Raw genomic sequence first — 26781 nt, forward strand, 5'->3', positions numbered from 1 at the left:
ACGCCGCAAGGAACGACCTCAGCCGATCTTCTTGCGCAGCAGCTGGTTCACCTGGGCCGGATCGGCCTGGCCGCGCGTCGCCTTCATGGTCTGGCCGACGAGGGCGTTGAACGCCTTCTCCTTGCCGCCGCGCACCTCGTCGACGAGCTTGGGGTTGGCGGCGACCACACCCTCGACGACGCGTTCGAGCTCGCCGGTGTCGCTCATCTGCGCCAGGCCGCGCGCGGCGACGATGGCGTCGACCGCCGTCGCGGCGTCGCCCTCGGGCGGCGCGCCCCACAGCTCGTCGAACGCCTGCTTGGCGCCGTTGGCGGAGATCGCGCGGTCGCGCAGCCGCGCGAGCAGCGCGCCGAGCACCACGGGGCCGACCGGCGCGGCGTCGATGCTCGAGCCCGCCGCGTTGAGGCGCCGGGCGAGCTCGCCCATCATCCAGTTTGCGACCAGCTTGGCCGCCGCCTGCGCGTCGGGCGCGGCGCTCGTCGGCTGCGCCTGCAGGGCGGCGAGCGCCGACTCGAAGTACGCCGCGCTCGCGCGGCTCGACGTCAGCGCGGCGGCGTCGGGCGCCGGCAGGCGGTACTCGCGCTCGAAGCGCGCCGCCATCGCCGCCGGCAGCTCGGGCAGTTCGCCCTGCACCCGCGCCACCCAGTCGGCGCCGATCACGAGCGGCGGCAGGTCGGGGTCGGGAAAGTAGCGGTAGTCGTGCGCGTCTTCCTTGCTGCGCATCGCGCGGGTCTCGCCGCGGTCGGGGTCGAACAGCACCGTGGCCTGGCGCACCTCGCCGCCGTCCTCGATGAGGTCGATCTGCCACTGCACCTCGTAGTCGATCGCCTGCTGCAGGAAGCGGAAGCTGTTGAGGTTCTTGATCTCGCGCCGGGTGCCGTAGGGCGCGCCCGGCCGCCGCACCGACACGTTGGCGTCGCAGCGGAAGCTGCCCTCCTGCATGTTGCCGTCGCAGATGCCGAGCCAGACCACGAGCGCGTGCAGTGCCTTGGCGTACTCGGCCGCCTCGACGCTCGAGCGCATGTCGGGCTCGCTCACGATCTCGAGCAGCGGCGTGCCGGCCCGGTTGAGGTCGACGCCGGTCAGCTCGCCATGCGACGCGACGTCGCTGCCCGCGAGAAAGGCGCCGAGCGCCTCGCCGTGGATCGACTTGCCGGCGTCCTCTTCGAGATGCGCGCGGGTCAGGTTGACGCGGTGCGGCACTCCGCCCACGAGGAACTCGATCGCGCCGCCCTGCACGACCGGGGTCTCGTACTGGCTGATCTGATAGCCCTTGGGCAGGTCGGGATAGAAGTAGTTCTTGCGCGCGAAGATCGACATCGGCGCGACCTTGGCGCCGATCGCGAGGCCGAAGCGGATCGCGCATTCGACCGCGGCCCGGTTCATCACCGGCAGCGTGCCCGGGAGCGCGAGGTCAACCGCCGAGGCCTGGCAGTTCGGTGCGGCGCCGAAGGCGGTCGACGCGCCGCTGAAGATCTTCGAGCGGGTCGCCAGCTGGGTGTGCGTCTCGATGCCAATGACGACTTCGAAGCCGCGGGTGAGCGGAGGTTGCGTCATCGCGTGGTCCCCGGCGCACGCGCGTGCCAGTCGGTCGCCTGCTGGAAAGCGTGCGCCGCGTGCAGCAGCGTGCCCTCGTGGAAGTAGTTGCCGATCAGCTGCAGGCCGACCGGCATGCCGCCCTCGCCGAAGCCGGCCGGCACGCTCATCGCGGGCAACCCCGCGAGGCTCGCGGGCAGCGTGAAGATGTCGGCGAGGTAATTGGCGACGGGGTCGTCGCTCTTGGAACCGAGCTTCCACGCGACCGACGGCGCGACCGGCCCGGCGATCACGTCGCAGCTCGCGAACGCGGCCTGGAAGTCGTCGGCGATCATGCGGCGGAGCTTTTGCGCCTGCAGGTAGTAGGCGTCGTAGTAGCCGTGCGAGAGCACGTAGGTGCCGATCATGATCCGGCGCTTGACCTCGGGGCCGAAGCCCTCGCTGCGGCTCGCGCGGTACATCTCGTCGAGGCCTTCGTAGCGCGCGGCCCGGTGCCCGTAGCGCACGCCGTCGAAGCGGCTGAGGTTCGACGACGCCTCGGCGGGCGCGATGATGTAGTAGACCGGGATCGAGAGCTCGGTGCGCGGCAGGCTGACGTCGACCAGCCTCGCGCCGAGGCGCTCGAGCTCGGCGAGTGCGGCGCGCACGGCGCCGTCGACGTCGCCGGCGAGCGCGGCCGGAAAGAACTCGGCGGGGATGCCGACGCGCAGGCCCTCGAGCGGCCGGGTCGCGCTTGCGCCCTGGCGCGGCATCAGCATCTGGGCGTGGAAGTCCTGCGGCGGGCGCTCGGCGCTCGTCGAGTCGCGCGCGTCGAAGCCGCTCATCGCGCCGAGCAGCAGCGCGCAGTCCTCGGCGCTGCGCGCGATCGGGCCGGCCTGGTCGAGGCTCGACGCGAACGCGATCATGCCGTAGCGCGAGCAGACGCCGTAGGTCGGCTTGATGCCGGTGGTGCCGGTGAAGCTGGCGGGCTGGCGGATCGAGCCGCCCGTGTCGGTGCCGGTCGCCGCGGGCAGCAGGCGTGCCGCGACCGCGGCGGCCGAGCCGCCCGACGAGCCGCCCGGCACGCGGGTCGCGTCCCACGGGTTGCGAGCGACGCCGTAGGCCGAGTTCTCGTTGGCCGAGCCCATCGCGAACTCGTCGCAGTTGAGCTTGCCGAGCGTGACGCAGCCGGCGCCGGCGAGGCGCTCGACGACCGTCGCGTCGAACGGGCTCAGGTAGCCCGCGAGCATCTTCGAGCCGGCGGTGGTCGGCAGCGCGCGCGTCACGAAGATGTCCTTGTGCGCGATCGGCACGCCGACCAGCGGGCCGGCGTCGCCGTCGGCGCGACGTGCGTCGGCGTCGCGTGCGGCGGCGAGCGCGCCTTCGGGCTCGACCGCGAGCAGCGCGCCGAGCTGCTCGTGCGACGCGATCCGGCCGAGCAGGTGGCTGGTCAGCTCGACGCTCGAGACTTCCCTGGCCGCGAGCGCGCGGCCGAGCTCGGCGACACCGAGCCGGTGCAGGTCGGCGCTCATCGCGCGGCTCCGGGCTGGCGCACGCCCGGCGCACTTGTCACTTGAACGGGAGCCCGCATGCTCATTCGATCACCTTCGGCACCAGGAAGAGGCCCCCGGCGGTGGCGGGCGCATTGCGCAGGTTGAGCTCGCGCTGGTCGGCCTCGGTGACGACGTCGTCGCGCAGGCGCAGGCCGTGCGCCTCGATTGTCGACAGCGGCGTGAACAGCGGCTCGACGCCGCTGGTGTCGACCGCGCTCATCTGCTCGACGACCGCGAAGAAGTCGTTGAGCTGGGTCAGCATGGCCGCCTGCTCGGCAGGCTCGAGGTCGAGCCGCGCCAGCTGGGCGATGCGACGCACGTCGTCGGGTGTCAGGGCCATCGGGAAGCGAAGGACCACGGGCCGGGCGCCCGGGTCGGATGCTGCAGGGGTGGGTTATTATCCTTCGTTGACCCGCACCCCCTCAGGCTCGTCCACCAGCTGCCGCACGCCTGCCGGCCCGAAGACTCCCGCTGGACGTTCCTCGACTCCTGCCCATGTTTGGATCTTTTCGTCGCTACTTCTCGACGGACCTTGCCATTGACCTCGGCACCGCCAACACGCTGATCTACGTGCGCGGCAAGGGGATCGTCCTCGACGAGCCCTCGGTCGTCGCGATCCGTCACGAAGGCGGCCCGAACGGCAAGAAGACGATCCAGGCGGTCGGCGGCGAAGCCAAGGCGATGCTCGGCAAGGTGCCCGGCAACATCGAGGCGATCCGCCCGATGAAGGACGGCGTGATCGCCGACTTCACGGTCACCGAGCAGATGCTCAAGCAGTTCATCAAGATGGTCCACCCGCGCTCGGTGCTGCGGCCGAGCCCGCGGATCATCATCTGCGTGCCCTGCGGGTCGACCCAGGTCGAGCGGCGCGCCATTCGCGAGTCGGCGCTCGGCGCGGGCGCGAGCGACGTCTACCTCATCGAGGAGCCGATGGCCGCGGCGATCGGCGCCGGCCTGCCGGTCTCGGAAGCGAGCGGCTCGATGGTCGTCGACATCGGCGGCGGCACCACCGAGGTCGGCGTCATCTCGCTCGGCGGCATGGTCTACAAGGGCTCGGTGCGCGTCGGCGGCGACAAGTTCGACGAGGCGGTCATCAACTACATCCGGCGCAACTACGGCATGCTGATCGGCGAGCCGACCGCCGAGATGATCAAGAAGAACATCGGCAGCGCCTTCCCCGGTTCCGAGGTCAAGGAGATCGAGGTCAAGGGCCGCAACCTCTCGGAAGGCGTGCCGCGCAGCTTCACGATCTCGTCGAACGAGATCCTCGAGGCGCTCACGGACCCGCTCAACCAGATCGTCTCGAGCGTCAAGAACGCGCTCGAGCAGACGCCGCCCGAACTCGGCGCCGACATTGCCGACCGGGGGATGATGCTCACCGGCGGCGGCGCGCTGCTGCGCGACCTCGACCGCCTGCTCGCCGAGGAGACAGGGCTGCCGGTGCTGGTCGCCGAAGACCCGCTGACCTGCGTGGTGCGCGGCTGCGGCATGGCGCTCGAGCGGATGGAACGACTCGGGGCGATCTTCACCTCCGAGTGAAGCGGACCGGAACCCTCGCGCCGACCGCGCCCCCCTCGACGGGCGCGCCGCAAGGTTCGACCGATCCGCGATCCCTCGCGATGCTGCTTGCCGGCCGCTCCCGTTCCACCGGCGCGACTCCCGCGCCGGTTTCGCATCGGGTCGCCGGCCTGGTCTGACCGCGCGCGACCATGGCGCTCGCGACCATCGACCGGACTCCGCCGCCGTTCTTCCGGCAGGGGCCGTCGGCGCTCACCAAGCTGAGCATCTGTTCGATGCTCGCGCTGTTTCTCATGGTCGCCGACACCCACCTGGCGATCACGCAGCCGCTGCGCGCGCTGGTCGCCGCCGCGCTCTACCCGGCGCAGCGCGTGCTGCTGGTGCCGGTCGAGGCGGTGCGCGACGGGCGCGAGTACGTCGAAGGGCTGCAGCGGGCGGTCGAAGGTGCCGAGCAGGCCCGCGCCGAGCTCGCGCGGCAGTCCGAGCGCGCGCTCCGCGTCGAGCACCTGATGCAGGAGAACGCGCGCCTGCGCGCGCTGCTCGAGCTGAGGCCCTCGCTCGAGGTGCGCTCGCAGGCGGCGCAGGTGCTCTACGAAGCGGTCGACCCGTACTCGCGCAAGGTGATCATCGACCGCGGCAGCGCGCACGCGATCACCGCCGGCTCGCCGGTCATCAACGAGGCCGGCGTGCTCGGCCAGGTCACGCGGGTCTACCTGCAGTCGGCCGAGGTGACGCTGCTCACCGACCGCGACGCCGCGATCCCGGTGCTGAACGCGCGCACCCAGCTGCGCGGCGCGGCGTTCGGCGGCGCCTCCGGGCGCTCGGGCGGCCTCGAGCTGCGCTTCATGGCCGGCAACGCCGACGTGCAGGTCGGCGACGTGATGACGACGTCGGGTGTCGACGGCGTCTACCCGCCGGGGCTGCCGGTCGCCAAGGTCGCGGCGATCGATCGCAAGCAGGACGCCGGCTTCGCCCGCATCACGCTGACGCCGGCGGCGGCTTCGGAAGGCGTGCGCCACGTGCTGGTGCTCGAGCCGCTCGGCCTGCAGCTGCCGCCGCGCCCGGACGTCGCCCCGGTGCCGGCGCCGGCCGGCCGCGCCGCGAGCCGCCCCGGCGTGGCGGCGAGTCGCCCGGGAGCGCGCCGATGATCATGCCGCGCAGCGACGCCGGCCAGCTGCTGATGCCGGTCAACCCGGTCTTCATCTGGTTCACGCTGGTCGTGGCGCTGGCCGTCAACATCGTCCCGCTCGGGCGCGCCGCCGCGATGCCCGACGTGCTCGCGCTGGTGCTCGTGTTCTGGAACGTCCACCAGTCGCGCCGCATCGGCGTCGGCACCGCGTTCGTGTTCGGCCTGCTGATGGACGTGCACAGCGGCGCGATGCTCGGCCAGCACGCGCTCGCCTACTCGCTGCTGAGCTTCTTCGCAGTGACGGTGCACCGGCGCCTGCTCTGGTTCCCGGTGCTCGCGCAGGCGCTGCAGATCTTCCCGCTGTTCCTGGCCGCGCACGCGGTCGCGCTCGTCGTGCGCCTGATCGCCGGCGGCATGTTCCCCGGCTGGCAGCTGATCCTGGCACCCGTGTTCGAGTCGCTGCTGTGGCCGTTCGTCACATGGTTGCTGCTCGCACCGCAGCGCAGGCCTCCCGACCCCGACGAGAATCGGCCGCTGTAGGGCGCCGACCATGACCGAGATCCGCAACACCGAGCACGAGATGGCGCGCTTTCGCACGCGCCTCGTGGCGGCGGCGTGCTTCGTGCTGTTCGGGTTCGGGCTGCTCGGCGCGCGCCTGGCGTGGCTGCAGATCGCCCGCCACGACGAGCTCGCCACGCAGGCCGAGAACAACCGCATCGGCGTCGTCCCGGTGGTGCCGAACCGCGGTCTCATCCTCGACCGCAACGGCGTCGTGCTGGCCAACAACTACTCGGCCTACACGCTCGAGATCGCACCGGCGCGGGTGAGCGATCTCGAGGGCACGATCGACAAGCTGTCCGAGATCGTCGAGATCAGCACGCGCGACCGGCGCCGCTTCAAGCGGCTGATGGAGGAAAGCCGCAGCTTCGAGTCGCTGCCGATCCGCAACCGATTGACCGACGAGGAAGTCGCGCGCTTCACCGCGCAACGCTATCGCTTCGAGGGCGTCGACGTGAAGGCGCGCCTGTTCCGCAGCTACCCGCTCGGCGAGGTCGGCAGCCACCTCATCGGCTACATCGGCCGCATCAACGAGGCCGAGAAGACCAAGCTCGAGGAATCGGAGGACGCGTCGAACTACCGCGGTACCGAGTACATCGGCAAGCTCGGCGTCGAGCAGAGCTACGAGGACGACCTGCACGGCACCACCGGCTTCGAGGAGGTCGAGATGAGCGCCAGCGGTCGCCCGGTGCGCCACCTGCGCAGCCGCCCGGCGACCCCAGGCCACGCCGTGGTGATGTCGATCGACATCCGCCTGCAGGCGATGGTCGAGGCGCTGTTCGGCGACCGTCGCGGCGCGCTGGTCGCGATCGACCCGCGCAACGGCGAGGTGCTGGCGTTCGTCAGCAAGCCGAACTTCGATCCCAACCTGTTCGTCGACGGCATCGACGCCGAGAGCTGGAAGGCGCTCAACGAGTCGCCCGACAAGCCGCTGCTGAACCGGGCGCTGCGCGGCGCCTACCCGCCGGGCTCGACCTACAAGCCGTTCATGGCGCTCGCGGCGCTCACGCTCGGCAAGCGCACGCCGCAGCAGGCGATCAGCGACCCGGGCTACTTCAACTTCGGCAACCACCGCTTCCGTGACGACAAGGAAGGCGGCCATGGCACGGTCGACATGTTCAAGTCGATCGTGCAGTCGTGCGATACCTATTACTACCTGCTCGCCAACGACATGGGCGTCGACGCGATGCACGACTTCATGAAGCCGCTCGGGTTCGGCCAGATCACCGGCATCGACATGAACGGCGAGTTGCGCGGCACGCTGCCGTCGACCGAGTGGAAGCGCACGCACTACCGACGCAACAAGGCACAGCAGAAGTGGTTCGCCGGCGAGACCATCTCGCTCGGCATCGGCCAGGGCTACAACGCGTTCACGATGCTGCAGCTCGCCAACGCGACGGCGATCCTCGCGGCCGGCGGGCAGCGCTACAAGCCGCACCTGGTGCGCCGCGTCGAGAACTACGACGACCGCGAGACGCGCCACCGCACCGCCGACCGCCTCGACGCGCTCGAGCCGCTGCGCTGGAAACCCGAGCACGTGGCGCTGATCCACCGTGCCATGTACGCGGTGACGCAGGAGGGCACCGCGGCGCGTGCGTTCGCGCGCGCCGGCTACCAGTCGGGCGGCAAGACGGGCACCGCCCAGGTGATCGGCATCAAGCAGGGCGAGAAGTACAACGCGAGCCGGATCGACGAGCGCCATCGCGACCACGCGCTCTACTCGGCCTTCGCGCCGCTCGACAACCCGCACATCGCGATCGCCGTGATCGTCGAGAATGCCGGCTTCGGCGCGGGTGCCGCCGCGCCGATCGCGCGCCGCGTGTTCGACTACGTGCTCGAGGGCAAGTACCCGAGCGAGGCCGACATCGCAGCCACGCAGAAGGGTCAGTCGACGGCGCCGATCGGCACGCCGCGCTCCATCGACGAAGTGCCGCTGCCGGGGCTCACGGTCGACGGCCTCGGCGCCGCGGCGGCCAGCGCAACGCCGCCCGCCGGGTCGCTCGGCGCCGCGCTGGCGCCGGCGGCCGACGGGGCGACGCCGGCGCCGGCGGCTCCGGCGCGTGGACGATCCCCGGCGGCGCCGCGGCCGGATGCGCCGGTCGCCGTCAACGCCGGCGTGCGCCCCGTCGGCACGCGGCCGACCCCGCGCCGCGCACCAGGGGCGGGGCTCGTGCGATGAGCGCCGTCTTCGCCCGGCCTTCGCTGTGGCAGCGCGTGCGTCCGCTGGTCAGCGGAATCGACACCGCGCTGGTGGTCGCCGTGCTGCTGCTCGCCGTGATCGGTCTGACCACCATGTACTCGGTCGGCTTCGACCACGGCACGCGCTTCGTCGACCACGGCCGCAACATGCTGCTGGCGTTCGCCGTGATGCTGGTGATCGCCCAGGTGCCGCCGCAGCAGCTGATGCGGCTCGCGATTCCGCTCTACATGCTCGGGGTGCTGCTGCTGGTGCTGACCGCGATCCCCGGCATCGGCATCGTGAAGAAGGGCGCGGTGCGCTGGCTCAACGTCGGCGTCGTGATCCAGCCCAGCGAGATCCTCAAGATCGCGATGCCGCTGATGCTGGCCTGGTGGTTCCAGCGTCGCGAAGGCCAGCTGCGCGTGCTCGACTTCGTGATCGCGATGGTGATCCTGCTGGTGCCGGTGGGCCTGATCGTCAAGCAGCCCGACCTCGGCACCGCAATCCTGGTGGCGGCTGCCGGTCTCTACGTGATCTTCTTCGCCGGCCTGTCGTGGCGCCTGATCGTCCCGGTGCTGGCGGTCGGCGCGATCGCGATCAGCGCCGTCATCGTGTCGGGCGACCGCATCTGCCAGCCCGACGTCGAGTGGCCGCTGCTGCGGCCTTATCAGAAGAGCCGCGTCTGCACGCTGCTCGACCCGACCACCGACCCCCTCGGCAAGGGCTTCCACACGATCCAGGGGATGATCGCGATCGGCTCCGGCGGGGTCGACGGCAAGGGCTTCATGCGCGGCACCCAGACCCACCTCGAGTTCATTCCCGAGCGCACCACCGACTTCATCTTCGCGGCGTATTCCGAGGAGTTCGGGTTGATCGGCTGTGTCGCGCTGCTGCTGGGCTTTACCTTCCTCATCTTCCGCGGCCTGATGATCGCGGCCGAGGCGCCGACGGTCTTCGCACGCCTGCTCGCCGGCGCGATCACGCTCAGCTTCTTCACCTATGCGTTCGTCAACATGGGCATGGTCACCGGCATCCTGCCGGTGGTGGGCGTGCCGCTGCCCTTCATCAGCTACGGCGGCACCGCGATGGTGACGCTCGGGCTCGCGCTCGGCATGCTGATGGCGATCGCGAAGAGCCGGCGCTCGAATCAGAGCTGACGCGCGGCGCGGTGGCGGCCACCCCCGGCGCCTCGCCGCAGCGGGCCACCCGCACGGAGTCACCCCCGCCGAGGGTTGGCCGCGAGCAGCCGCCGGTTCTAGATTGGCGGGGCGCAGATACCCCGCATCGTCACCCCGGATCTCGCGCCGGACTGTACAAACATCCAGCCCTTCACGATAATCCGCGCAACTTTTGGAGAACCCCGTGGACGCACCCGTCAAAACCCTGAACACCGAGAAAGTCAAGGCGCTGCAAGCCGCGCTGGCGCAGATCGACAAGCAGTTCGGCAAGGGCACGATCATGCGTCTGGGCGAGGGCGAAGTCCTCGACGACATCGAGGTCTGCTCGACCGGCTCGCTCGGCCTCGACATCGCGCTCGGCGTCGGCGGGCTGCCGCGCGGCCGGGTCGTCGAGATCTACGGCCCCGAGTCGTCGGGCAAGACCACGCTCACGCTGCAGGTGGTCGCCGAGATGCAACGCCTCGGCGGCACCTGCGCGTTCATCGACGCCGAGCACGCGCTCGACATCCAGTACGCGCAAAAGCTCGGCGTGAACCTGCAGGAACTGCTGATCAGCCAGCCCGACACCGGCGAGCAGGCGCTCGAGATCGTCGACGCGCTGGTCCGCTCGGCGTCGGTCGACCTCGTCGTCGTCGACTCGGTCGCCGCGCTCACCCCGAAGGCTGAAATCGAGGGCGAGATGGGCGATTCGCTGCCCGGCCTGCAGGCCCGCCTCATGAGCCAGGCACTGCGCAAGCTCACCGGCACGATCAAGAAGACCAACACCATGGTCATCTTCATCAACCAGATCCGCATGAAGATCGGCGTGATGTTCGGCTCGCCCGAAACGACCACCGGTGGCAACGCGCTCAAGTTCTACGCCTCGGTCCGCCTCGACATCCGCCGCATCGGCTCGATCAAGAAGGGCGAGGAAGTCATCGGCAACGAGACCAAGGTCAAGGTCGTCAAGAACAAGGTGTCGCCGCCGTTCAAGACCGCCGAGTTCGACATCCTCTACGGCGAAGGCATCAGCCGCGAGGGCGAGATCATCGACATGGGTGTCGAGGCCAAGGTGCTCGAGAAGAGCGGCTCCTGGTACGCCTACGAGGGCGAGAAGATCGGCCAGGGCAAGGACAACGCGCGCGAGTTCCTGCGCGAGAACCCCGATCTCGCGATGGAGATCGAGAACAAGGTCCGCGCCGCGCTCGGCATCCGCCAGCTGCCGCCCGGTGAGGGCGCCGACAGCGAGCGTCCGGCCAAGCTGAAGGTCGTCAAGGAGTAAGCGGGCGCGCCCGCGGGGCCGACCCGTGCCCAGCAGCGCCGGGCAACGGCCGCGCTCGCTCAAGTCGCGTGCGCTCCAGCTGCTCGCGCAGCGCGAGCAGAGCCGTGTCGAGCTCCGCCGCAAGCTGATCGCGCATGCCGAGCGCGAGCGTGCGGCGGCCGCGCTGGCGGCGGCCCGCACGGACGCCGCGCCTCCGGTCGGGCCGGCGGCCGGCTTCAGGACGAGCGTCATGCCGCCGGGGTCGCGCCCCGACGCCGAGCAAGCCGGCCAGGCCGACCGCGAACTCCACGACGAGCCGGAGCACGAGGCGGTCGAGCGGCAGGTCGACGCCGTGCTCGCGTGGCTTGAGGCGAACGGCTTCCTCTCGGAGGCGCGCTTCGTCGAGTCGCGCGTCCACGCGCGCGAGGCGCGCTTCGGAAACCTCCGCATCCGCCACGAGCTCGCGCAGCACGGCGTTGCCGTCAGCGGCGAGGTCGAGCGGTCGCTGCACGAATCCGAGCTGGAGCGGGCGCGCGCGGTCTGCGCGCGCAAGTTCGCGGTCTGGCCCGGCACCGCACAAGAGCGCGCCCGCGCCGCCCGTTTCCTCGCGGCGCGCGGCTTTTCGGCCGAAACCGTGCGCCAGGTGCTGCGCAAGACGCGTCGGGCTGAAAGCGACGACGACGCGGCCCCGGGGCCCCTCGTCGACTGACGTCGCTCGGGAGCCCGACCGACGTTGCCCGGCGATCGGCTGAGCGCGTCGGGCCTCCGAGCCCCTCGGCCGCCGCCGATCCGGCGTGACCCGCGGGCACCTCGGGGAGCTCACAGCGCCCGTGCTACATTCGCCGACTCTTTTGTGCGCGGGTCGGAGCGTTCGCCTTCGGCGGCGCGGTGCCAACCGCCGCCTTCGCCGCTTCTGTCGTATCCGTTCCGATGGCATTGCCCCCCGCCGCGCCAGGTCGCGAGTTCAAGCATCGTCGCAGCATCGATGTCCGGGTTTACGCGCGCGGCAATGGGTTGTGGGAAGTCGACGCCACGCTCACCGACGTGCGTCCCGAGTCGCTCGAGCTGCAGACCGGCACCCGCCCCGCCGGCGAGCCGATTCACGACATGGTGTTGCGGCTCGTGGTCGACGAGCAGCTCAACATCCTCGAGTCCGGCGCAGCGTCGCTGCGCGTGCCGTACCCGGGGCACTGCGACACGTTCGGCGACATCTACGAGCGTCTCGTCGGCCTCAACCTGCTGCGCGGCTTCCGCCGCGAAGTCGCCGCACGGCTCGGCGGCGTGATCGGCTGCACCCACCTTACCGAGCTCTCGCAGGTGCTGCCGACGGCGGTGGTCCAGGCTTTCGCCGGCAACGTGTTCGACACCAGCGGCACCGCCGCCGAAGCCTCGCAGCCGTTCCAGATCGATCGCTGCCGTGCGCTTCGCTCGAGCGGCGAGGCGGTTCGCAGCTATTACCCCCGCTGGTATCGGTCGCGGCCCGATCCGGCGCCCGCAGAACCCTGATTCACCCAAGGCATCACCGATGAAGATCCACGAATACCAGGGCAAGGAGATCTTGCGCCAGTTCGACATCCCGGTTCCGCGCGGCTACCCCGCGTTCAGCGTCATCGAGGCGTCGGAGGCGGCCCAGAAGCTCGGTGGCTCGGTCTGGGTGGTCAAGGCGCAGATCCACGCCGGTGGCCGCGGCAAGGGCGGCGGCGTCAAGCTCGCGCGCTCGCTGGCGGAGGTCGAGAAGCTCGCCGGCGAGATCCTCGGCATGCAGCTCAAGACGCACCAGACCGGCCCCGAGGGCCAGAAGGTGCGCCGCCTGCTGATCGAGGAAGGCGCCGACATCCAGAAGGAGTACTACGTCGCCGCCGTCACGGACCGCGCGACGCAGTCGGTCGCGATGATGGCGTCGAGCGAAGGCGGCATGGACATCGAGCAGGTCGCCCACGACACGCCCGAGAAGATCGTCAAGGTGTTCATCGATCCGCAGGTGGGCATGACCGATGCGCAGGGCGGCGAGCTCGCCGACGGGATCGGCGTTCCGCAGGCTGCCAAGGCGCAGGCGATCGACGTCTTCAAGAAGCTCTACCGCTGCTACATGGAGACCGACGCCTCGCTCGCCGAGATCAACCCGCTGATTCTCGAAGGCGGCAAGAACGGCGCCGCGCCGACGATCAAGGCGCTCGACGCGAAGTTCAACTTCGACAGCAACGCGCTCTTCCGCCACCCCGAGATCGTCGCCTACCGCGACCTCGACGAGGAAGACCCGGCCGAGATCGAAGCCAGCAAGTTCGACCTCGCCTACATCCAGCTCGACGGCAACATCGGCTGCCTGGTCAACGGTGCCGGACTCGCGATGGCGACCATGGACACCATCAAGCTGTTCGGCGGCGAGCCCGCGAACTTCCTCGACGTCGGTGGCGGCGCCACCGCCGAGAAGGTGACCGAGGCGTTCAAGATCATGGTCGGCAACCCCAAGGTCAAGGCGATCCTCGTCAACATCTTCGGCGGCATCATGCGCTGCGACACCATCGCCGAAGGCGTGATCGCCGCGTGCAAGGCCGTCAACCTGCGCGTGCCGCTCGTCGTGCGGATGAAGGGCACCAACGAGGAGCTCGGCAAGCAGCTGCTGGCCCAATCGGGTCTGCCCATCATCAGCGCCGATTCGATGGCCGAGGCCGCGAAGAAGGTCATGGCTGCAGTGGCCTGAACCGGAGCGGCGCCGCGTCGCGGCGCCCCCGATTCGCGCCACTTCAGCTCGAGGAAACATCCATGTCCATCCTGATCGACAAGAACACCAAGGTCATCACGCAAGGCATCACCGGCAAGACGGGGCAGTTCCACACCCGCATGTCGCGGGAGTACGCGAACGGCCGCAACTGCTACGTTGCCGGCGTCAACCCCAAGAAGGCCGGCGAGGACTTCGAGGGCATCCCGATCTTCGCGACGGTGAGCGACGCCGCGCGCGAGACCGGCGCCACGGTCAGCGTGATCTACGTGCCGCCCGCGGGCGCCGCCGCGGCGATCTGGGAAGCGGTCGAGGCCAATCTCGACCTCGCGGTCTGCATCACCGAAGGCATTCCGGTGCGCGACATGCTCGAGCTGCGCGCGCGCATGCGTGCGCGCGAGGCCGCCGGCGGCAAGAAGACGCTGCTGCTCGGCCCCAACTGTCCGGGCCTCATCACGCCCGACGAGCTCAAGATCGGCATCATGCCGGGCCACATCCACCGCAAGGGGCGCGTCGGCGTCGTCAGCCGCTCCGGCACGCTGACCTACGAGGCGGTGGCCCAGCTCACCGAGGTCGGTCTCGGGCAGTCGAGCGCAGTCGGCATCGGCGGCGATCCGATCAACGGCCTCAAGCACATCGACGTGATGAAGCTGTTCAACGACGACCCGCAGACCGAGGCGGTCGTCATGATCGGCGAGATCGGCGGCCCCGACGAAGCCGAAGCGGCGCGCTGGTGCAAGGACCACATGAAGAAGCCCGTCGTCGGCTTCATCGCGGGCGTCACCGCGCCGCCGGGCAAGCGCATGGGCCACGCCGGCGCGCTGATCTCGGGCGGCGCCGACACCGCCGAGGCCAAGCTCGCCGTCATGGAGGAGTGCGGCTTCACCGTCACGCGCAACCCGTCGGAGATGGGCCGCCTGATGAAGGGCCTGCTCGGCTGAGACAGGAAGCGCGGGATCACGCGGCGCGGCCCCGGCGAGCCTGTTGTGCGGCGAGTGCCGGCGTGCCCCCGACGCAGCCGACGCGCCGGCCTGCCGCGGGTGCCCTGGGCGAGTGCCTGCCGCGACACCGACGACACATTTGTCACGGCCCCGGGTCCGGCGCAACCCGAGGGCTCGCGCGCGCGGGGAGCGCGCCGCCGGGCGCGCAACGTTCGAGGCACAATCCCGCGCGTGCTTCGACCCCCCGCCCCATGACCCTCGAGCTGCATTGCGCGACCGACACCGGGCGGGCGCGCACCAACAACGAAGACTCGGTGGTGGTCGACGAGACCTCGATGCTCGTCGTCCTTGCCGACGGCATGGGCGGCTACAACGCCGGCGAGGTCGCGAGCGGCATGGCGACGTCGTTCATCCGCACCGAGCTCGGCCGCTGGCTCGCCGAGGCCTCGCAGAACGCGAGCGACGCCGAAGTGCGGCGCGCGATGGACATCTGCGTCGACAACGCGAACCGCGCGATCTTCAACGCCGCGAACTCGAACCCGCAGTACGCCGGCATGGGCACCACGCTGGTGGTGGGCGTGTTCCGCAAGGACCAGCTGCTGCTCGGGCATATCGGCGACTCGCGCGGCTACCGCTGGCGCGGCGGCAAGCTGCAGCAGCTCACCCACGACCACTCGCTGCTCCAGGAGCAGATCGACTCCGGCCTCATCACCGCCGAGCAGGCGGCGTTCTCGTCGAACAAGAACCTGGTCACGCGTGCCGTCGGCGTCGAAGACACGGTCCTGCTCGAGACGCACCTGCACGACGTGCAGCCGGGCGACCTTTATCTGCTGTGCTCCGACGGGCTGTCGGACATGGTTCCCGACGCCACGATTTCGCAGTTGTTGCAGAGTTGCGACTTACTGCCGGAAGCGGGCGACGCGCTGATTGCAGCGGCCAATGAAGCGGGTGGAAAGGATAATATCTCCGTCGTTCTCGCCCGGGTCAAGGAGCCGGCGGGTGGCGGGCGGCCCTGGTGGCGGCTGCGCCGATGACGATGCGCGGCTTCGCGCGTCGCGGCCCGCGAAGGGCCCTCCAGAGGAATGAGACCGAGGTCTGAAGAATGGGCAAGCTGATCGTTTCGCTCGACGGTGTGGTGATCAAGGAAGTCCAGATCACCAAGGACAAGACCACCCTCGGCCGTCGCCCGTACAACGACATCGTGATCGACAACCTCGCCGTCAGCGGCGAGCACGCCGTGCTGCAGATGGTCGGTGCCGACGTCTTCATCGAAGACCTCAACAGCACCAACGGCACCTACATCAACGGCAAGGCCGTCAAGAAGCAGCTGCTCGCCCACAACGACACGGTCGAGATCGGCAAGTACAAGATCAAGTTCATCGTCGACGACGGCACCGACTACGAGAAGACGATGATCATGAAGCCGGGGGCGGCGGCGCCTCTCGGTGCGGCGCCGGTGCCTGCAGGCCCCGGCGTGCGCGAGCCCATGGGCATGGCGTCGCTCGGCGGCAACTCGGCCTTCGGCGGCCTGCATAACGCAGGCAACCTGGGCCCGGCCACGATTCGCGTGATGAACGGCGCGGCGGCGGGTCGCGAGGTGGCGCTCACCAAGGTCGTCACCACCGTCGGCAAGCCGGGCGTGCAGGTCGCGTCGATCACCAAGCGCCCGAACGGCTACGTGCTCGCTCATGTCGAGGGTGCGCGTCGCCCCAACGTGAACGGCAACCCGGTCGCGGGTGAGACGGTCGGCCTCAAGAACGGCGACGTGATCGAGCTCGCCGGCACGCAGATGCAGTTCGTGCAGGCCTGAGCCGCGCACGTGCTCGAGAACGAAGGTCCGCATCGCGGACCTTTTTCTTTTGAGCCTTCGTTGGATCTCGTAGCGCTCGAGTAGCGGCGCAAGCCCCTGTCGGCGCGCGGCGCGCCGTAGCCTGATCTTCCCGGCGACGGCGCGCGGAACCGCCTTCTCGCGTGGATCCCGCAGGCGCAGTGCCGTGCCGACCAGCCCGAATGCGTCTCGCGGCGTGTGGGTCGGCCGCGGTCGAGCAGCGGCACGTTCGGTGGCTGCGTCGTCGGGGACTGAAGCGCTGCGGTCACGTACCACGTGATGCATTTCACATGACCCTTCGCCACACCGGGGTGGCCCTCCCGAGCGGTACGAAATGCGACATCGGACGCTTGTGCACCGACCCGGCTCGACGCAACATCGCGGGCTCATTCCTCGCCCTCCCATGATCGTTCACGTGCTCGGCTGCTCCGGGTCCATCGCAGCCGGCTGCAGGACCACCGCATTCCTTCTCGACGACGACGTGCTCGTCGATGCCGGAACGGGGGTCGGCGACCTGCCGCTCGACGCGCTCGCCCGCATCGACCACATTCTGGTCAGCCACTCGCACCTCGACCACATCCTCTCGATCGGTCTGCTGGCCGACAGCGTGATGCGCGAGCGCCGCCGCCTCGGCCGCGGCCCCATCAGCGTGCACGCGCTGCCCGAGACGATCGCTGCGCTGCGCGCGCACATCTTCAACGGCGTGATCTGGCCCGACTTCACCCGGCTACCGAGCGCCGATCAGCCGGCCCTCGCGCTGCTGCCGATCGCGGTCGGCGAGGTGCTGACGCTCGGCGGCAAGCGCATCGAGGTGCTGAGCGCCTCGCACACCGTCCCGGCGGTCGGCTTCGCGGCCGCCGACGGCACCGACGGCGGCTGGTGGGTGTTCACCGGCGACACCGGTCCCAACCCGGCGTTGTGGCGTCGTCTCACCGACATGAAGGTGACGCACCTCGTCATCGAGACCGCGTTCGGCAACGACGAGCGCCAGATCGCGCGCATCAGCGGCCACCTGTGCCCGGCGGCACTGCGCCACGAGCTCGCCCAGCTCGGCGGCAGCGCCGACGTCTACATCACCCACATCAAGCCCGGCGAGATGGACGCGGTGATGACCGAGATCGGCCGGCTCGCCACTCCGCACCGCGTGCACGCGCTCGCCGCCGGCGACCGGATCCGCGTCGGCGCAGCGGCGGGGGTGCAGGCATACGCCTGAGGGCTGGCCAAGCGCAGATCGATGCGGAGGATCTGCGCGCGCGAAGCTTTCATGCTGCGGAGGCAGGTACGCCGAGCCCGTGGCGCACCGCTGCCGGGCCGCGTAGGAACGTCAGCCGCGGCGACGTGATCAGCCCGGCGGCGCCATCGGTGCATGTGTCGTCGCGGAGGCTTACGGTTGAGGCCCCTGCCTTCGTCGCTTCAGCGCTTGCGTGGAATGCCTTCCTGAGCGCGTGGGGTTGCGTCGGCCGCTCGCCACCGGGTACACGCCAGCCCGATGTGCCTCACCGAAGTGACACTTTTCGTCAGACCACCGGTTCGCGTCGGCTCGTGATGACGCGATGTGACGGAGTTGGTCGGGGCCAGCGATGGAAGTCACGGAAACCAGGGGCGAAACGGCTGGCACGGCCGCTGCAACTAGAGAGTCGTTCCACCCCCACCCCCGCAGGAGTTTTCTGAATGAAGCGTACCGTTCAACAAGGTTTCACCCTCATCGAACTGATGATCGTCGTGGCGATCATCGGCATCCTGGCCGCCGTGGCTCTGCCCGCGTACCAGGACTACATCGCCAAGTCGCAAGTCACGGCCGGCGTCGCTGAAATCAACCCCGGCAAGACCAAGATCGAGGACATCTATGGCGGCAGCGCTGCGGCGAGCGGCACCGATGTGACGCAGCTGGGCTTGAAGGCCGACACGGATCGTTGCGCGATCACGATGACTGGGTTCGCCGCTGTCGGAGACGCCGGCACGATCGTCTGCACGCTCAAGGGCAATGGTCAAGTCAATGGCAAGACGGTCACCTGGAGCCGTACGGCTGATGCCCCGGCGACGGGCGCCACCGGTATCTGGTCCTGCGCCAGCAACGCGGCTCGGAAGCTGACCCCCAAGGAATGCCCGGGCGTCTAACGTCATCGCGCTGACCGAAGTGGCGGGCCCTTGTGGCCCGCCTTTTCTTTTGGAGCGCCTTTCAGCAACAGTCAAGACCTCGACATGGAAGCTTCGATCAAGCGGATCCTCGCGAGGCGAGCGGTGGCGACACGTGCTCTCGCTCAGTCTCCCGCAGCGAGCGTCACTCTTCGGGCAGGTGCGTTGCTCGCGATCGCCGCACCTGTGCTCGTTGCCTACACCATCCCGCCCTCGCGAACCTTCTTGAACGAGGTGGTCGCGCTGGCGGGGTGGAGCGTCTTCTTGGCGGTTCTCGGCCGCAAGTTGGGATCCGGAGCGTTGCCTGGGACGGGCTCCGCCTGGTCGGTGGTCGCCGCTCTCGCCATCGTCTTGCTCTCGGCCATCGTTGCACCGCTCTGGACGGGAGCTCCTTGGTCGCTGGCCCTGACGGCAGGCAGCACGCTCGCCGCCGCCATCCTCGTATTTCTAGCCGGGGCGGCCACAGCACGCGGTGGCTTCGAGCACCCGGCCTACTCTGCCGTTTGCGGAGCATTGGTCGTGGCGGCTGCCCTCAACGGCCTCGTCGGGCTTACGCAAGTCTTCGAACCCTCGCTGACAGACGGCGTGCTGATCGCACCGACCGTCTTGGCCGGAAGGGCGACTGGGAACATTCGTCAGCCGAACAACCTAAGCACTCTCATTCTCTGGGCCGTCATCGCCGTCGTATGGCTCAGAACCAGCGGCCGTCTTCGGCTCCTGCCCGCCGGCGTGTTGCTCGCGTGCTTCGGTGCCGTGCTGTTCCTGACTGGCTCGCGAATGGGTTGGCTGGTCCTTGCCGGATTCGCCGGTTGGGCATTTCTGAGCCGTTCCCTTGGCCGGGCATCGCGGTTGTTGCTTGTGGTGCCGTTGGTCGCGCTCGTCGCTGCGTGGGGTATCCAGGCAGCGGGTGTCGCGGCGGGCTACGAGCACTTCGGAGGCGGTACTCGGGGCGCCATCGCAGACGGCAATCTCTCCAGCTCGCGCATCGGGATCTGGTCAGACGCGTTGGCGCTGCTCGCGCGTTACCCCTGGACCGGTATCGGTTTCGGTGAATTCAACTTCGCGTGGACGCTCAGCGCGTTCCCGGGCCGTTCCGGCGCCTTCTTCGACCACACACATAACCTGCTCTTGAACCTGCTGGTCGAGCTCGGGGTTCCTCTGGGTACGATGACGATCGCGGCGTTGGCATATGCGTTCGCAGGAAGTCTCAGGAACGCCATCGGGAGCAAGCAACAGGGTGAATTCGAGGCGGCCGAGCTGCCCGTGAGGCGCGCCGCGTTTGCGATGCTGTGCGTGGTCTTGGTCCACAGCATGCTCGAGTACCCGCTCTGGTACCCCTATCTGTTGCTTCCTTCCGTGTTCTTGTTCGGGCTTTGCGCCGAGGAACGCGATCCGGGTCTCGCTGGCCACCGTAGTGGATCGAGCTGGGCGCGACGGGTCTGGTTGGTCGCTCCGCTTCTGCTGGCGCTCGGCACACTCCTGACCGTCTTCGACTTCTCGAAGGTGGCCGCTATCGCCTCGGAAGAGGAAACCACCCCTCTCGAGCAACGAATTGCGCGTGCGCAGCGAAGCGTGTTGTTCAGTCATCGTGCCGACTACTTCGCGGCGACAACCGGAGACGATCCGTCCGAGCGCCTGAAGGCGTTCGAACGCGCGTCCCACTATTTGCTCGACGCTCGGCTGATGATCGCGGGCGCCAAGGCAATGTCCGAACTCGGCGACGAGCAGCGCGCGCGTTTCATCGCGGCCCGGCTGCGGGAGTTTCGAAGCCCCCAGGCGGCCCGATTCCTCGCGCCCTGCCAGCAAGTGGCCACGGGCGCGGGGCTACCGTTTCAGTGCCTCCAGCCCACCGCGACGATCGGCTTGAAAGCGTTCAGATAGAACACGTTCGCTGGGGCGGCCGAGCAGCGTCTGCGCGATGTTCGCAGGCTGATCGCGTTGAGTATCTGGCGGTCGAAGGCAGCGCCTGATACGCGGCGGCTGCGGCCAGCAGCGCTTCTTGTCCTTCGAAAAAGCGGTTCGCTCTTCGACCAACCCTTGTTCAAGCTACCAGGGGTTCGCGCGCCGGGACAGCGTTGGAACACTTGTAGCGGGGTTGGCGACAATCGCTGGGTGAACCTCGCCGCCAAGCCCGCACCCACCCAAAGCCAAGACTCAGCGTTCGACACCTCGCGCACCCGCTCGGAGAAGGCTGGAGGGATCTCAGGCCTTACCGCCCTCGCCATCCTCGCCATTGCCATCCCCCCGCTGATCGCGTTCAACATCGCGCCGTCGGCGACGATCTTCAACCAGGTCGCGGCGCTCGTCGGGTGGGGCGGGTTCGTGCTGCTGCTTGCACTGGCCCTGCCGACGCGGCTCGGGCCCCGCAGCGGCGCTGCGCGCTGCGTCGTTGCGGCCCTGGCCATCCTGGTGCTGGCGGCGCTCGGCGCCTCCTTCGGTGCGGCGGTGCCGTGGTCGCTGTCGCTGTCGTCGGGCGGCATGATCCTCGCGGCGATCCTCGTGGTGCTCGCCGGCGCGGCGGCCGAGCGCGCCGGGCTCGGCGACGCGGCGTTCCGCGCGTTCTGCATCGGGCTCGTTGCCGCGGGCGTGGGCAGCAGCGTGGTCGGCGTGATCCAGGTGTTCGCGCCGTGGCTCGCCGATGGCGGCTGGATCGCGGTCAGCGCATTCGAAGGTCGTGCCACCGGCAACCTCCGCCAGCCCAACCACCTGAGCAGCCTTCTCATGTGGGCGACGATCGCCGTCGTGTGGCTGGGCGAGGCGCGCGTGCTGCGGCGCGCCACCGCGGCAGGGCTCGGCCTGCTGTTCGTCTTCGTCGTCTTCCTCAGCGCCTCGCGCACCGGGATGCTCGGCACGCTCGTGCTCGCGCTCTGGGGCCTCATGGATCGGCGCCTCTCGCGCGTCGGGCGTGTGTTGCTGCTGGCGGCGCCGCTCGCTTATGCAGTGATGTGGGGCGGCGAGCTGCTCTGGGCCGCCGCCGGCCACGCCGGCTTCGGCGGCGCGGCGCGCGCCAGCGAGGGCGGTGAGCTCTCGAGCTCGCGCTTCGCGATCTGGTCCAACACGCTGGCGCTGATCGCCGCACATCCGCTCTGGGGCGTCGGCTTCGGCGAGTTCAACTTCGCCTGGACCCTGACGCCGTTTCCCGATCGGCCCGCAGCGTACTTCGACCACACGCACAACCTGCCGCTCAACTTCGTCGTCGAGCTCGGCGTGCCGCTCGCGATCGTGGTGCTCACGCTGCTGCTGCGCGGCCTCTTCGGCGCGCTCGAGAACGGCGTCGCCGACGGTCGCGACGAGGGCGAGGCGCGCGTGCCGATGCAGCGTGCCGCGTTCGTGATGGTGCTGATGATCGCCCTGCACAGCCTGCTCGAGTACCCGCTCTGGTACGCGTACTTCCTGCTGCCGGCCTCGTTGGCTTTCGGGCTCTGCATCGAGCGCCCGGACGCGCGCGACATCCTTGCCCGCAACCACGGCGAACAGCCGACCCGCCCGCTGGTGCTCGCCGCGATGGCGCTCATGCTCGCCGGCTCGCTGACCCTGCTCGACTACATGCGCGTGGCGGCGATCTTCACGCCGCCCGCGAACGCGGGGCCGCTGCAGCAGCGCATCGAGGCCGGCCGGCACAGCGTGCTGTTCGGTCACCACGCCGACTACGCCGCGGCGACCGGCAGCGAGGATCCGCCGGCGCCCCTGTCTGCATTCGTGCGCGCGCCGCATTACCTGCTCGATGCGCGCCTCATGACCGCATGGGCGCGCTCGTACGCCGCCGCCGGGGACGTCGAGCGCGCGCGTCACGTAGCGGCGCGCCTCAAGGAGTTCCGCAACGCCGACCCGGAGGCGTTCTTCGCCGTCTGCGACGAGCCGTCTGCGACCGGCGCGCGTCCGTTCCAGTGCGATCCGCCGGCTGGCCGACTCGACTTCAGGGACTTTCGCTAGCGACGAGCGACACCAGCGGGCCGTGCGCGACGCCGGCCCCCGCCCGCAGCCCGATTCGCGTCAGCTCCCCGCCACCCAATCGCCCGACTTGCCGCCGCGCTTTTCGAGCACCTGGATGCCGCCCATCACCATGCCGCGGTCGGCCGCCTTGCACATGTCGTAGACGGTCAGCAGGCCGACCTGTACGGCGGTGAGCGCTTCCATCTCGACGCCGGTGCGGCCGCGCGTCTCGACCTGCGCGGTGCAGCGCACCTCGTTCGCCGCGGGATCGAGCGCGAACTCGACGGCCACCCGCGTGATCGGCAGCGGGTGGCACAGCGGGACGAGCTCGGCGGTGCGCTTGGCGCCCTGAATCGCGGCGATCCGCGCGACGCCGAGCACGTCGCCCTTGGCGGCGCTGCCGCTGCGAATCAGCTCGAGCGTCGCCGGCTGCATGCGGATGGTGCCGGTCGCGCGCGCGACGCGATGCGTCTCTTCCTTGCCCGACACGTCGACCATGTGGGCGCGGCCCTCCGCGTCGAAGTGCGTCAGCGGGTCATTCATCGGGGCAACGGGCTCGGGAAAACGGCTGCGGCATCATAGCGACGCCCTTTCAGCCAGGTTCCGCGTGACGAATCGCTCCAAGTTGTGGTCCCCGGCGGCGCTGCGCCGCGTCGCGCTCGCGTGCGCGCTGGCGCTCGGCGCGCCGCTCGGCAGTGCACCGGCGTTCGCGCAGAACAATCTGCCGGCGCTCGGCGATCCCGACTCGGCCGACTTCGGCGTCGGCACCGAGCGCAAGATCGGCGACGAGATCATGCGCGAGATCCGGCGCGACCCGGCGTACATGGACGACCCGCTGCTGCTGGAATACGTGCAGTCGATCTGGCAGCCGCTGCTCGCGCAGGCCCGCACGCTCGGCAACATCACGAGCGAGATCGACCAGCGCTTCGCATGGGAGCCGTTCCTGGTGCGCGACGCCAGCGTCAACGCGTTCGCATTGCCGGGCGGCTACGTCGGCGTGCACCTCGGCCTAATCGCGATCACCGCCAACCGCGACGAGCTCGCGTCGGTGCTCGCGCACGAGATGTCGCACGTCACGCAGCGCCATATCGCGCGCAGCGTCACGAGCGGCAAGCGGCAGTCGCTCGCCAGCATGGCCGCGTTGGTGCTGGGCCTGCTCGCCGCGTCGCGCAGCAACAGCCCCGACGCGGTCAACGCCGTGGTGGCGGGCTCGCAGGCAGCGGCGATCCAGGGCCAGCTCAACTTCTCGCGCGACATGGAGCGCGAGGCCGACCGGGTCGGCTTTGCCGTGATGAGCGGGGCCGGCTTCGCGCCCGCGGGCATGGCGTCGATGTTCGAGAAGATGGAGCAGTCGACGCGGCTCACCGACGCCGGCGGCTTCCCCTATTTGCGCACGCACCCGCTGACCAGCCAGCGCATCGGCGAGGCGCGCTCGCGGCTGGGCACGGCGCCGCCGGTACGGCTTGCCGGGGCTCTCGAGCACACGGTCGCCGAGGCGCGCGCGCGCGTGCTGATGGACACGCGCAGCGACGCCTTGCGGGTGCGTCAGGCGCAGGATGCGATCACCACCGGAACGCTCGCCGAGCGCCTGCTCGCGGCCTGCGAGAGCGCGCATGCGTCGAGCCTGCTGCGCGACTGGGCGCGTGCCGACGCGGGCTTCGCGCGCGCGCTGTCGCTCGCGCGCAGCGCGCCCGAGCGCAGCCCGCGCGCCGAGCGCGCGATCGTGTTCGAGATGGTGCAGTCGCAGCTCAGCCGTGGCGAGGCCGCGAAGGCCGGCGAGACGTTCCGGCCGTACGCCAACGAGCGCTCGCGCCCGGCGCTGCTGCTCGGCTCCCAACTCGCGCTTGCAGCCGCGCCCCTCGACGACGCGACGATCAAGGCCCGTGCGTCCGACCTCCAGACCTGGGTCGCGACCCATCCGAACGACTCGCTCGCCTGGACCGTGCTCGGCCAGGCGTGGGCCAAGGTCAACCAGCCGCTGCGGGCGCTGCGGGCGGAGGCCGAGGCGCGCGTCGCGCTCGGCGATTTGGTCGGCGCGATCGACCGCCTGCGCGCCGGGCAACGCGTCGCACGCGGCGGCGGCCCCGTCGACTTCATCGACGCGTCGGTGATCGACGCGCGTCTGCGCGACGTCGAGACGCAGAGGAAGCAACTCGAAGCCGACGAGAAGGCGCTGCGCTGAGGCGTTACCCGGGCGCCGGGCCGGCCGCGCGGTGGCGGGTCGCCGGTCGGTCGTACCTTTTAGCGAGAAGCGTCAGCCGCGGCGTGCGAACAGGCGCTCGACGGCGACGTCGATGATCAGGCCGAACACGCTGTAGATCAGCGAGCCGAGCAGCGCCGCACCGAAGCCGCGCACGCCGAAGCCGGTGAGCAGCGACGCCGCGACGTAGAACATCAGCGCGTTGATCACGAACAGGAAGAGGCCGAGCGTCAGCAGCGTCACGGGCAAGGTGAGCAGCACCAGCAGCGGCCGCAGCAGCGTGTTGAGCAGGCCGATCACCAGTGCGGCGATCAGCGCCGAGCCGAAGCTGGCAACCGTCACGCCGGCGTAGATCTCGGCGACCAGCAGCAGGGCGGCTGCCAGCAGCAGCCATCGGACCAGGATCTTCATGGCCGCGAGGATAGTCCCCGCCGCCACGAAGCTCGCGTATGCACTGGACCAGGCACGCGGCCTCCCCTCGCCAAGACCACCGCGTCGCCCCTTCGAAAAAATCCGAACCTTAACGAGAATGATTCGCATTTGGGGCTAGACTCTCGATCCCTCACGCCACGACCATGCCGCTCGCTCCTTCGCATTCCCAACCGTCGCTCGGCAGCGCCGTCGCCGCTGGCGGCGGGTTGCGGCCGGGCGCAGCGACGCGCTTCACGCCGCCGCCGTTGCCGGCGCGCGGCGCGCGTCACGACCGCCTGAGCCGGCCGCAGCGCCATGCGCTGATCGCCACGATGGTCGGCGCGCACGTCGCGCTCGGCTGGGGCCTGCTGCAGATCAGCAACGTGCGCGAGGCGGTGGTCGAAGCGGCGCCGATCTTCGTCAGCCTGATCGCGCCGCCCGCGCCGCCGCCGCCGAAAGTGGTTCCGCCGCCACCGGTTCCGCAGCCGCCGCGGCCGCGGCCGCAACGTGTCGAGCCGCGTCCGCCGCCGCCGACGGTGATCGCCGCAGCGCCGAGCCCGGCACCGGCACCGTTCGTGGTGCCGGCGCCGCCGCCGCTGCCCGAGCCGTCGGCACCGGCTCCCGCGCCAGCCCCGCCGCCCGCTCCGCCGGCGCCGCCGGCCCCCCCGCCGCCACCACCCGCGCCCAAGGTGATCCCGGCGTCGGCGGTGCAGTACCTGGTGCGGCCGGTACCCGAATACCCGCGTCTGTCGCAGCGCAACGGCGAGACCGGCCGCGTGATGATCGACGTCCTCATCGAGGCCGAAGGTCCGCCCAAGACGGTGCGGCTTGCCGCCAGCTCCGGCTTCTCGCGGCTCGACAACGCGGCGCTCGAGGCGGTGCGCAAGGCGCGCTTCAAGCCGCACTTCGAGAACGGTCAGACCACCGCCGTCTGGGCAACCATCCCCCTCGAATTCGAACTGGAGAAGTAGTTCCGTGAATCCCGAAACCAGCAGCCTGGGCTTTGCCCACTTCCTCGCGCAGAGCGACGCGGTCGGCAAGACGCTCCTCGTCATCCTGATCGTGATGTCGGTCGCCTCGTGGGCGATCATCGCCATCAAGGGCCTCACGCTGGTCCTGCGCAACGGGCGCAGCCGCGAGTTCCTCAACTTCTTCTGGAACGCCAGCTCGCTCGAGCAGGTGGCGGGCGAGATCACCACGCACGGCGCGCGTGATCCGTTCTCGCACCTCACCAGCCACGCGATGCAGGCTCAGGCGCACCACGCCAAGTACGGCGCGGCCAAGCTCGAGGAGGCCGGCAGCTCGGGCGAATTCCTCACCCGCACCATCAAGAAGGTGCTCGACGAGGAGACCACGCGTCTCGAGAATGGTCTGGCCGTTCTGGCCACGGTCGGCGCGACCGCGCCGTTCGTGGGCCTGTTTGGCACCGTGTGGGGCGTCTATCACGCGCTGGTCGCCATCGGCATGAGCGGCGCCGGCACGCTCGACAAGGTCGCCGGCCCGGTCGGGGAGGCGCTCATCATGACCGGCCTCGGCCTCGCGGTCGCGATCCCGGCGGTGGTGGGCTACAACTGGCTGACGCGCGCCAATCGCGTGCTCGCCGCCAAGCTCGACGCGTTCGCCTACGAGCTGCACACGTTCGTGTCGATGGGCCAGCCGCTGGGCACCGGCGCCGGTGCCGACGCCGCAGTCGCCAACGTGCGTGCGCTCGGCGCGCGTACCGCGGCCGCCTGAGGAGCGCGC

24 protein-coding genes are annotated in these 26781 nt (G+C 70.0%); 19 read left to right on the top strand and 5 right to left on the bottom strand.

Annotated features, from left to right (window positions below; translation table 11 throughout):
* Window positions 1-18 precede the first annotated feature (18 nt).
* From gatB to gatC, 3 genes are all read right to left on the bottom strand, one after another.
* Window positions 19-1557 (bottom strand): Asp-tRNA(Asn)/Glu-tRNA(Gln) amidotransferase subunit GatB, encoded by a 1539-nt coding sequence (gatB, locus tag HQN59_RS01560; protein ID WP_176065396.1) that lies wholly within the window; start codon window positions 1555-1557, stop codon window positions 19-21.
* Window positions 1554-3047 carry an Asp-tRNA(Asn)/Glu-tRNA(Gln) amidotransferase subunit GatA gene (gatA, locus tag HQN59_RS01565; RefSeq protein ID WP_176065398.1) on the bottom strand — a complete coding sequence of 498 codons (1494 nt, stop codon included), beginning with the start codon at window positions 3045-3047 and terminating at the stop codon, window positions 1554-1556. Before gatA ends, gatB begins: the two co-directional genes overlap by 4 nt.
* A 61-nt stretch (window positions 3048-3108) precedes the next feature.
* Window positions 3109-3408 (bottom strand): Asp-tRNA(Asn)/Glu-tRNA(Gln) amidotransferase subunit GatC, encoded by a 300-nt coding sequence (gene gatC, locus HQN59_RS01570; RefSeq protein WP_176065400.1) that lies wholly within the window; start codon window positions 3406-3408, stop codon window positions 3109-3111.
* Between the two features lie 155 nt (window positions 3409-3563).
* On the opposite strand from gatC, the gene HQN59_RS01575 reads away from it, so the two are divergent.
* The 16 genes from HQN59_RS01575 (at window position 3564) to HQN59_RS01650 (ending at window position 22427) form a co-directional block, all read left to right on the top strand.
* Entirely contained in the window at window positions 3564-4607 is a 1044-nt protein-coding gene (locus HQN59_RS01575) for a rod shape-determining protein (protein ID WP_176065402.1), read from the top strand.
* A 170-nt stretch (window positions 4608-4777) separates the two neighbouring features.
* Entirely contained in the window at window positions 4778-5734 is a 957-nt protein-coding gene (gene mreC / locus HQN59_RS01580; RefSeq protein ID WP_176065404.1) for a rod shape-determining protein MreC, read from the top strand.
* Window positions 5731-6255, top strand: a complete 525-nt coding sequence (gene mreD / locus HQN59_RS01585) for a rod shape-determining protein MreD (protein WP_176065406.1) — start codon at window positions 5731-5733, stop codon at window positions 6253-6255. The genes mreC and mreD overlap by 4 nt, the downstream gene beginning before the upstream one ends.
* Window positions 6256-6265: 10 nt before the next feature.
* The gene (gene mrdA / locus HQN59_RS01590) at window positions 6266-8452 is read left to right on the top strand and encodes a penicillin-binding protein 2 (RefSeq protein ID WP_176065407.1); all 2187 of its coding nucleotides are present in this window, start codon (window positions 6266-6268) and stop codon (window positions 8450-8452) included.
* Window positions 8449-9609, top strand: a complete 1161-nt coding sequence (gene rodA, locus HQN59_RS01595; protein WP_176065409.1) for a rod shape-determining protein RodA — start codon at window positions 8449-8451, stop codon at window positions 9607-9609. The genes mrdA and rodA overlap by 4 nt, the downstream gene beginning before the upstream one ends.
* 205 nt (window positions 9610-9814) lie before the next feature.
* On the top strand, window positions 9815-10891 hold the full coding sequence (gene recA / locus HQN59_RS01600) for a recombinase RecA (protein ID WP_176065410.1): 1077 nt from the start codon (window positions 9815-9817) through the stop codon (window positions 10889-10891).
* A gap of 25 nt (window positions 10892-10916) precedes the next feature.
* On the top strand, window positions 10917-11579 hold the full coding sequence (locus tag HQN59_RS01605) for a RecX family transcriptional regulator (protein ID WP_176065412.1): 663 nt from the start codon (window positions 10917-10919) through the stop codon (window positions 11577-11579).
* Window positions 11580-11800: 221 nt separating this feature from the next.
* Window positions 11801-12376 carry a DUF2889 domain-containing protein gene (locus HQN59_RS01610; RefSeq protein ID WP_176065414.1) on the top strand — a complete coding sequence of 192 codons (576 nt, stop codon included), beginning with the start codon at window positions 11801-11803 and terminating at the stop codon, window positions 12374-12376.
* A 19-nt stretch (window positions 12377-12395) separates the two neighbouring features.
* Complete coding sequence (sucC, locus tag HQN59_RS01615) at window positions 12396-13571, top strand: ADP-forming succinate--CoA ligase subunit beta (RefSeq protein WP_176065415.1); 1176 nt, start codon at window positions 12396-12398, stop codon at window positions 13569-13571.
* A gap of 62 nt (window positions 13572-13633) precedes the next feature.
* Window positions 13634-14530, top strand: coding sequence for a succinate--CoA ligase subunit alpha (gene sucD, locus HQN59_RS01620; RefSeq protein WP_176065417.1), 897 nt, complete (start codon window positions 13634-13636; stop codon window positions 14528-14530).
* A gap of 251 nt (window positions 14531-14781) precedes the next feature.
* Window positions 14782-15564 carry a Stp1/IreP family PP2C-type Ser/Thr phosphatase gene (locus tag HQN59_RS01625; protein WP_176065419.1) on the top strand — a complete coding sequence of 261 codons (783 nt, stop codon included), beginning with the start codon at window positions 14782-14784 and terminating at the stop codon, window positions 15562-15564.
* A 68-nt stretch (window positions 15565-15632) separates the two neighbouring features.
* Window positions 15633-16340 (top strand): FHA domain-containing protein, encoded by a 708-nt coding sequence (locus HQN59_RS01630; RefSeq protein WP_176065421.1) that lies wholly within the window; start codon window positions 15633-15635, stop codon window positions 16338-16340.
* A gap of 421 nt (window positions 16341-16761) precedes the next feature.
* Window positions 16762-17571, top strand: coding sequence for an MBL fold metallo-hydrolase (locus tag HQN59_RS01635; protein ID WP_176065422.1), 810 nt, complete (start codon window positions 16762-16764; stop codon window positions 17569-17571).
* Between the two features lie 458 nt (window positions 17572-18029).
* Window positions 18030-18476, top strand: a complete 447-nt coding sequence (locus HQN59_RS25905; protein ID WP_176065424.1) for a pilin — start codon at window positions 18030-18032, stop codon at window positions 18474-18476.
* A gap of 84 nt (window positions 18477-18560) precedes the next feature.
* Window positions 18561-20375 (top strand): PglL family O-oligosaccharyltransferase, encoded by a 1815-nt coding sequence (locus HQN59_RS01645; protein WP_176065426.1) that lies wholly within the window; start codon window positions 18561-18563, stop codon window positions 20373-20375.
* Between the two features lie 231 nt (window positions 20376-20606).
* A complete protein-coding gene (locus HQN59_RS01650; protein ID WP_342451090.1) occupies window positions 20607-22427 on the top strand; it encodes a PglL family O-oligosaccharyltransferase in 1821 nt (606 codons plus the stop codon).
* A gap of 60 nt (window positions 22428-22487) precedes the next feature.
* On the opposite strand, the gene moaC is transcribed toward HQN59_RS01650, so the two are convergent.
* Complete coding sequence (gene moaC, locus HQN59_RS01655) at window positions 22488-22970, bottom strand: cyclic pyranopterin monophosphate synthase MoaC (protein ID WP_176065428.1); 483 nt, start codon at window positions 22968-22970, stop codon at window positions 22488-22490.
* A 64-nt stretch (window positions 22971-23034) separates the two neighbouring features.
* Between moaC and HQN59_RS01660 the strand changes: the two genes are divergently transcribed.
* Complete coding sequence (locus tag HQN59_RS01660) at window positions 23035-24609, top strand: M48 family metalloprotease (RefSeq protein WP_342451091.1); 1575 nt, start codon at window positions 23035-23037, stop codon at window positions 24607-24609.
* Between the two features lie 72 nt (window positions 24610-24681).
* On the opposite strand, the gene HQN59_RS01665 is transcribed toward HQN59_RS01660, so the two are convergent.
* Window positions 24682-25038, bottom strand: coding sequence for a phage holin family protein (locus HQN59_RS01665; RefSeq protein WP_176065431.1), 357 nt, complete (start codon window positions 25036-25038; stop codon window positions 24682-24684).
* Window positions 25039-25202: 164 nt separating this feature from the next.
* Here HQN59_RS01665 and HQN59_RS01670 point away from each other — a divergent pair, with 164 nt between their 5' ends.
* Window positions 25203-26009, top strand: coding sequence for an energy transducer TonB (locus HQN59_RS01670; protein WP_176065433.1), 807 nt, complete (start codon window positions 25203-25205; stop codon window positions 26007-26009).
* Between the two features lie 4 nt (window positions 26010-26013).
* On the top strand, window positions 26014-26772 hold the full coding sequence (locus HQN59_RS01675; RefSeq protein WP_342451092.1) for a MotA/TolQ/ExbB proton channel family protein: 759 nt from the start codon (window positions 26014-26016) through the stop codon (window positions 26770-26772).
* Window positions 26773-26781 lie beyond the last annotated feature (9 nt).

This window comes from Rhizobacter koreensis, from assembly GCF_013366375.1.
In the GTDB taxonomy this organism is placed as follows: domain Bacteria; phylum Pseudomonadota; class Gammaproteobacteria; order Burkholderiales; family Burkholderiaceae_C; genus Schlegelella_A; species Schlegelella_A koreensis.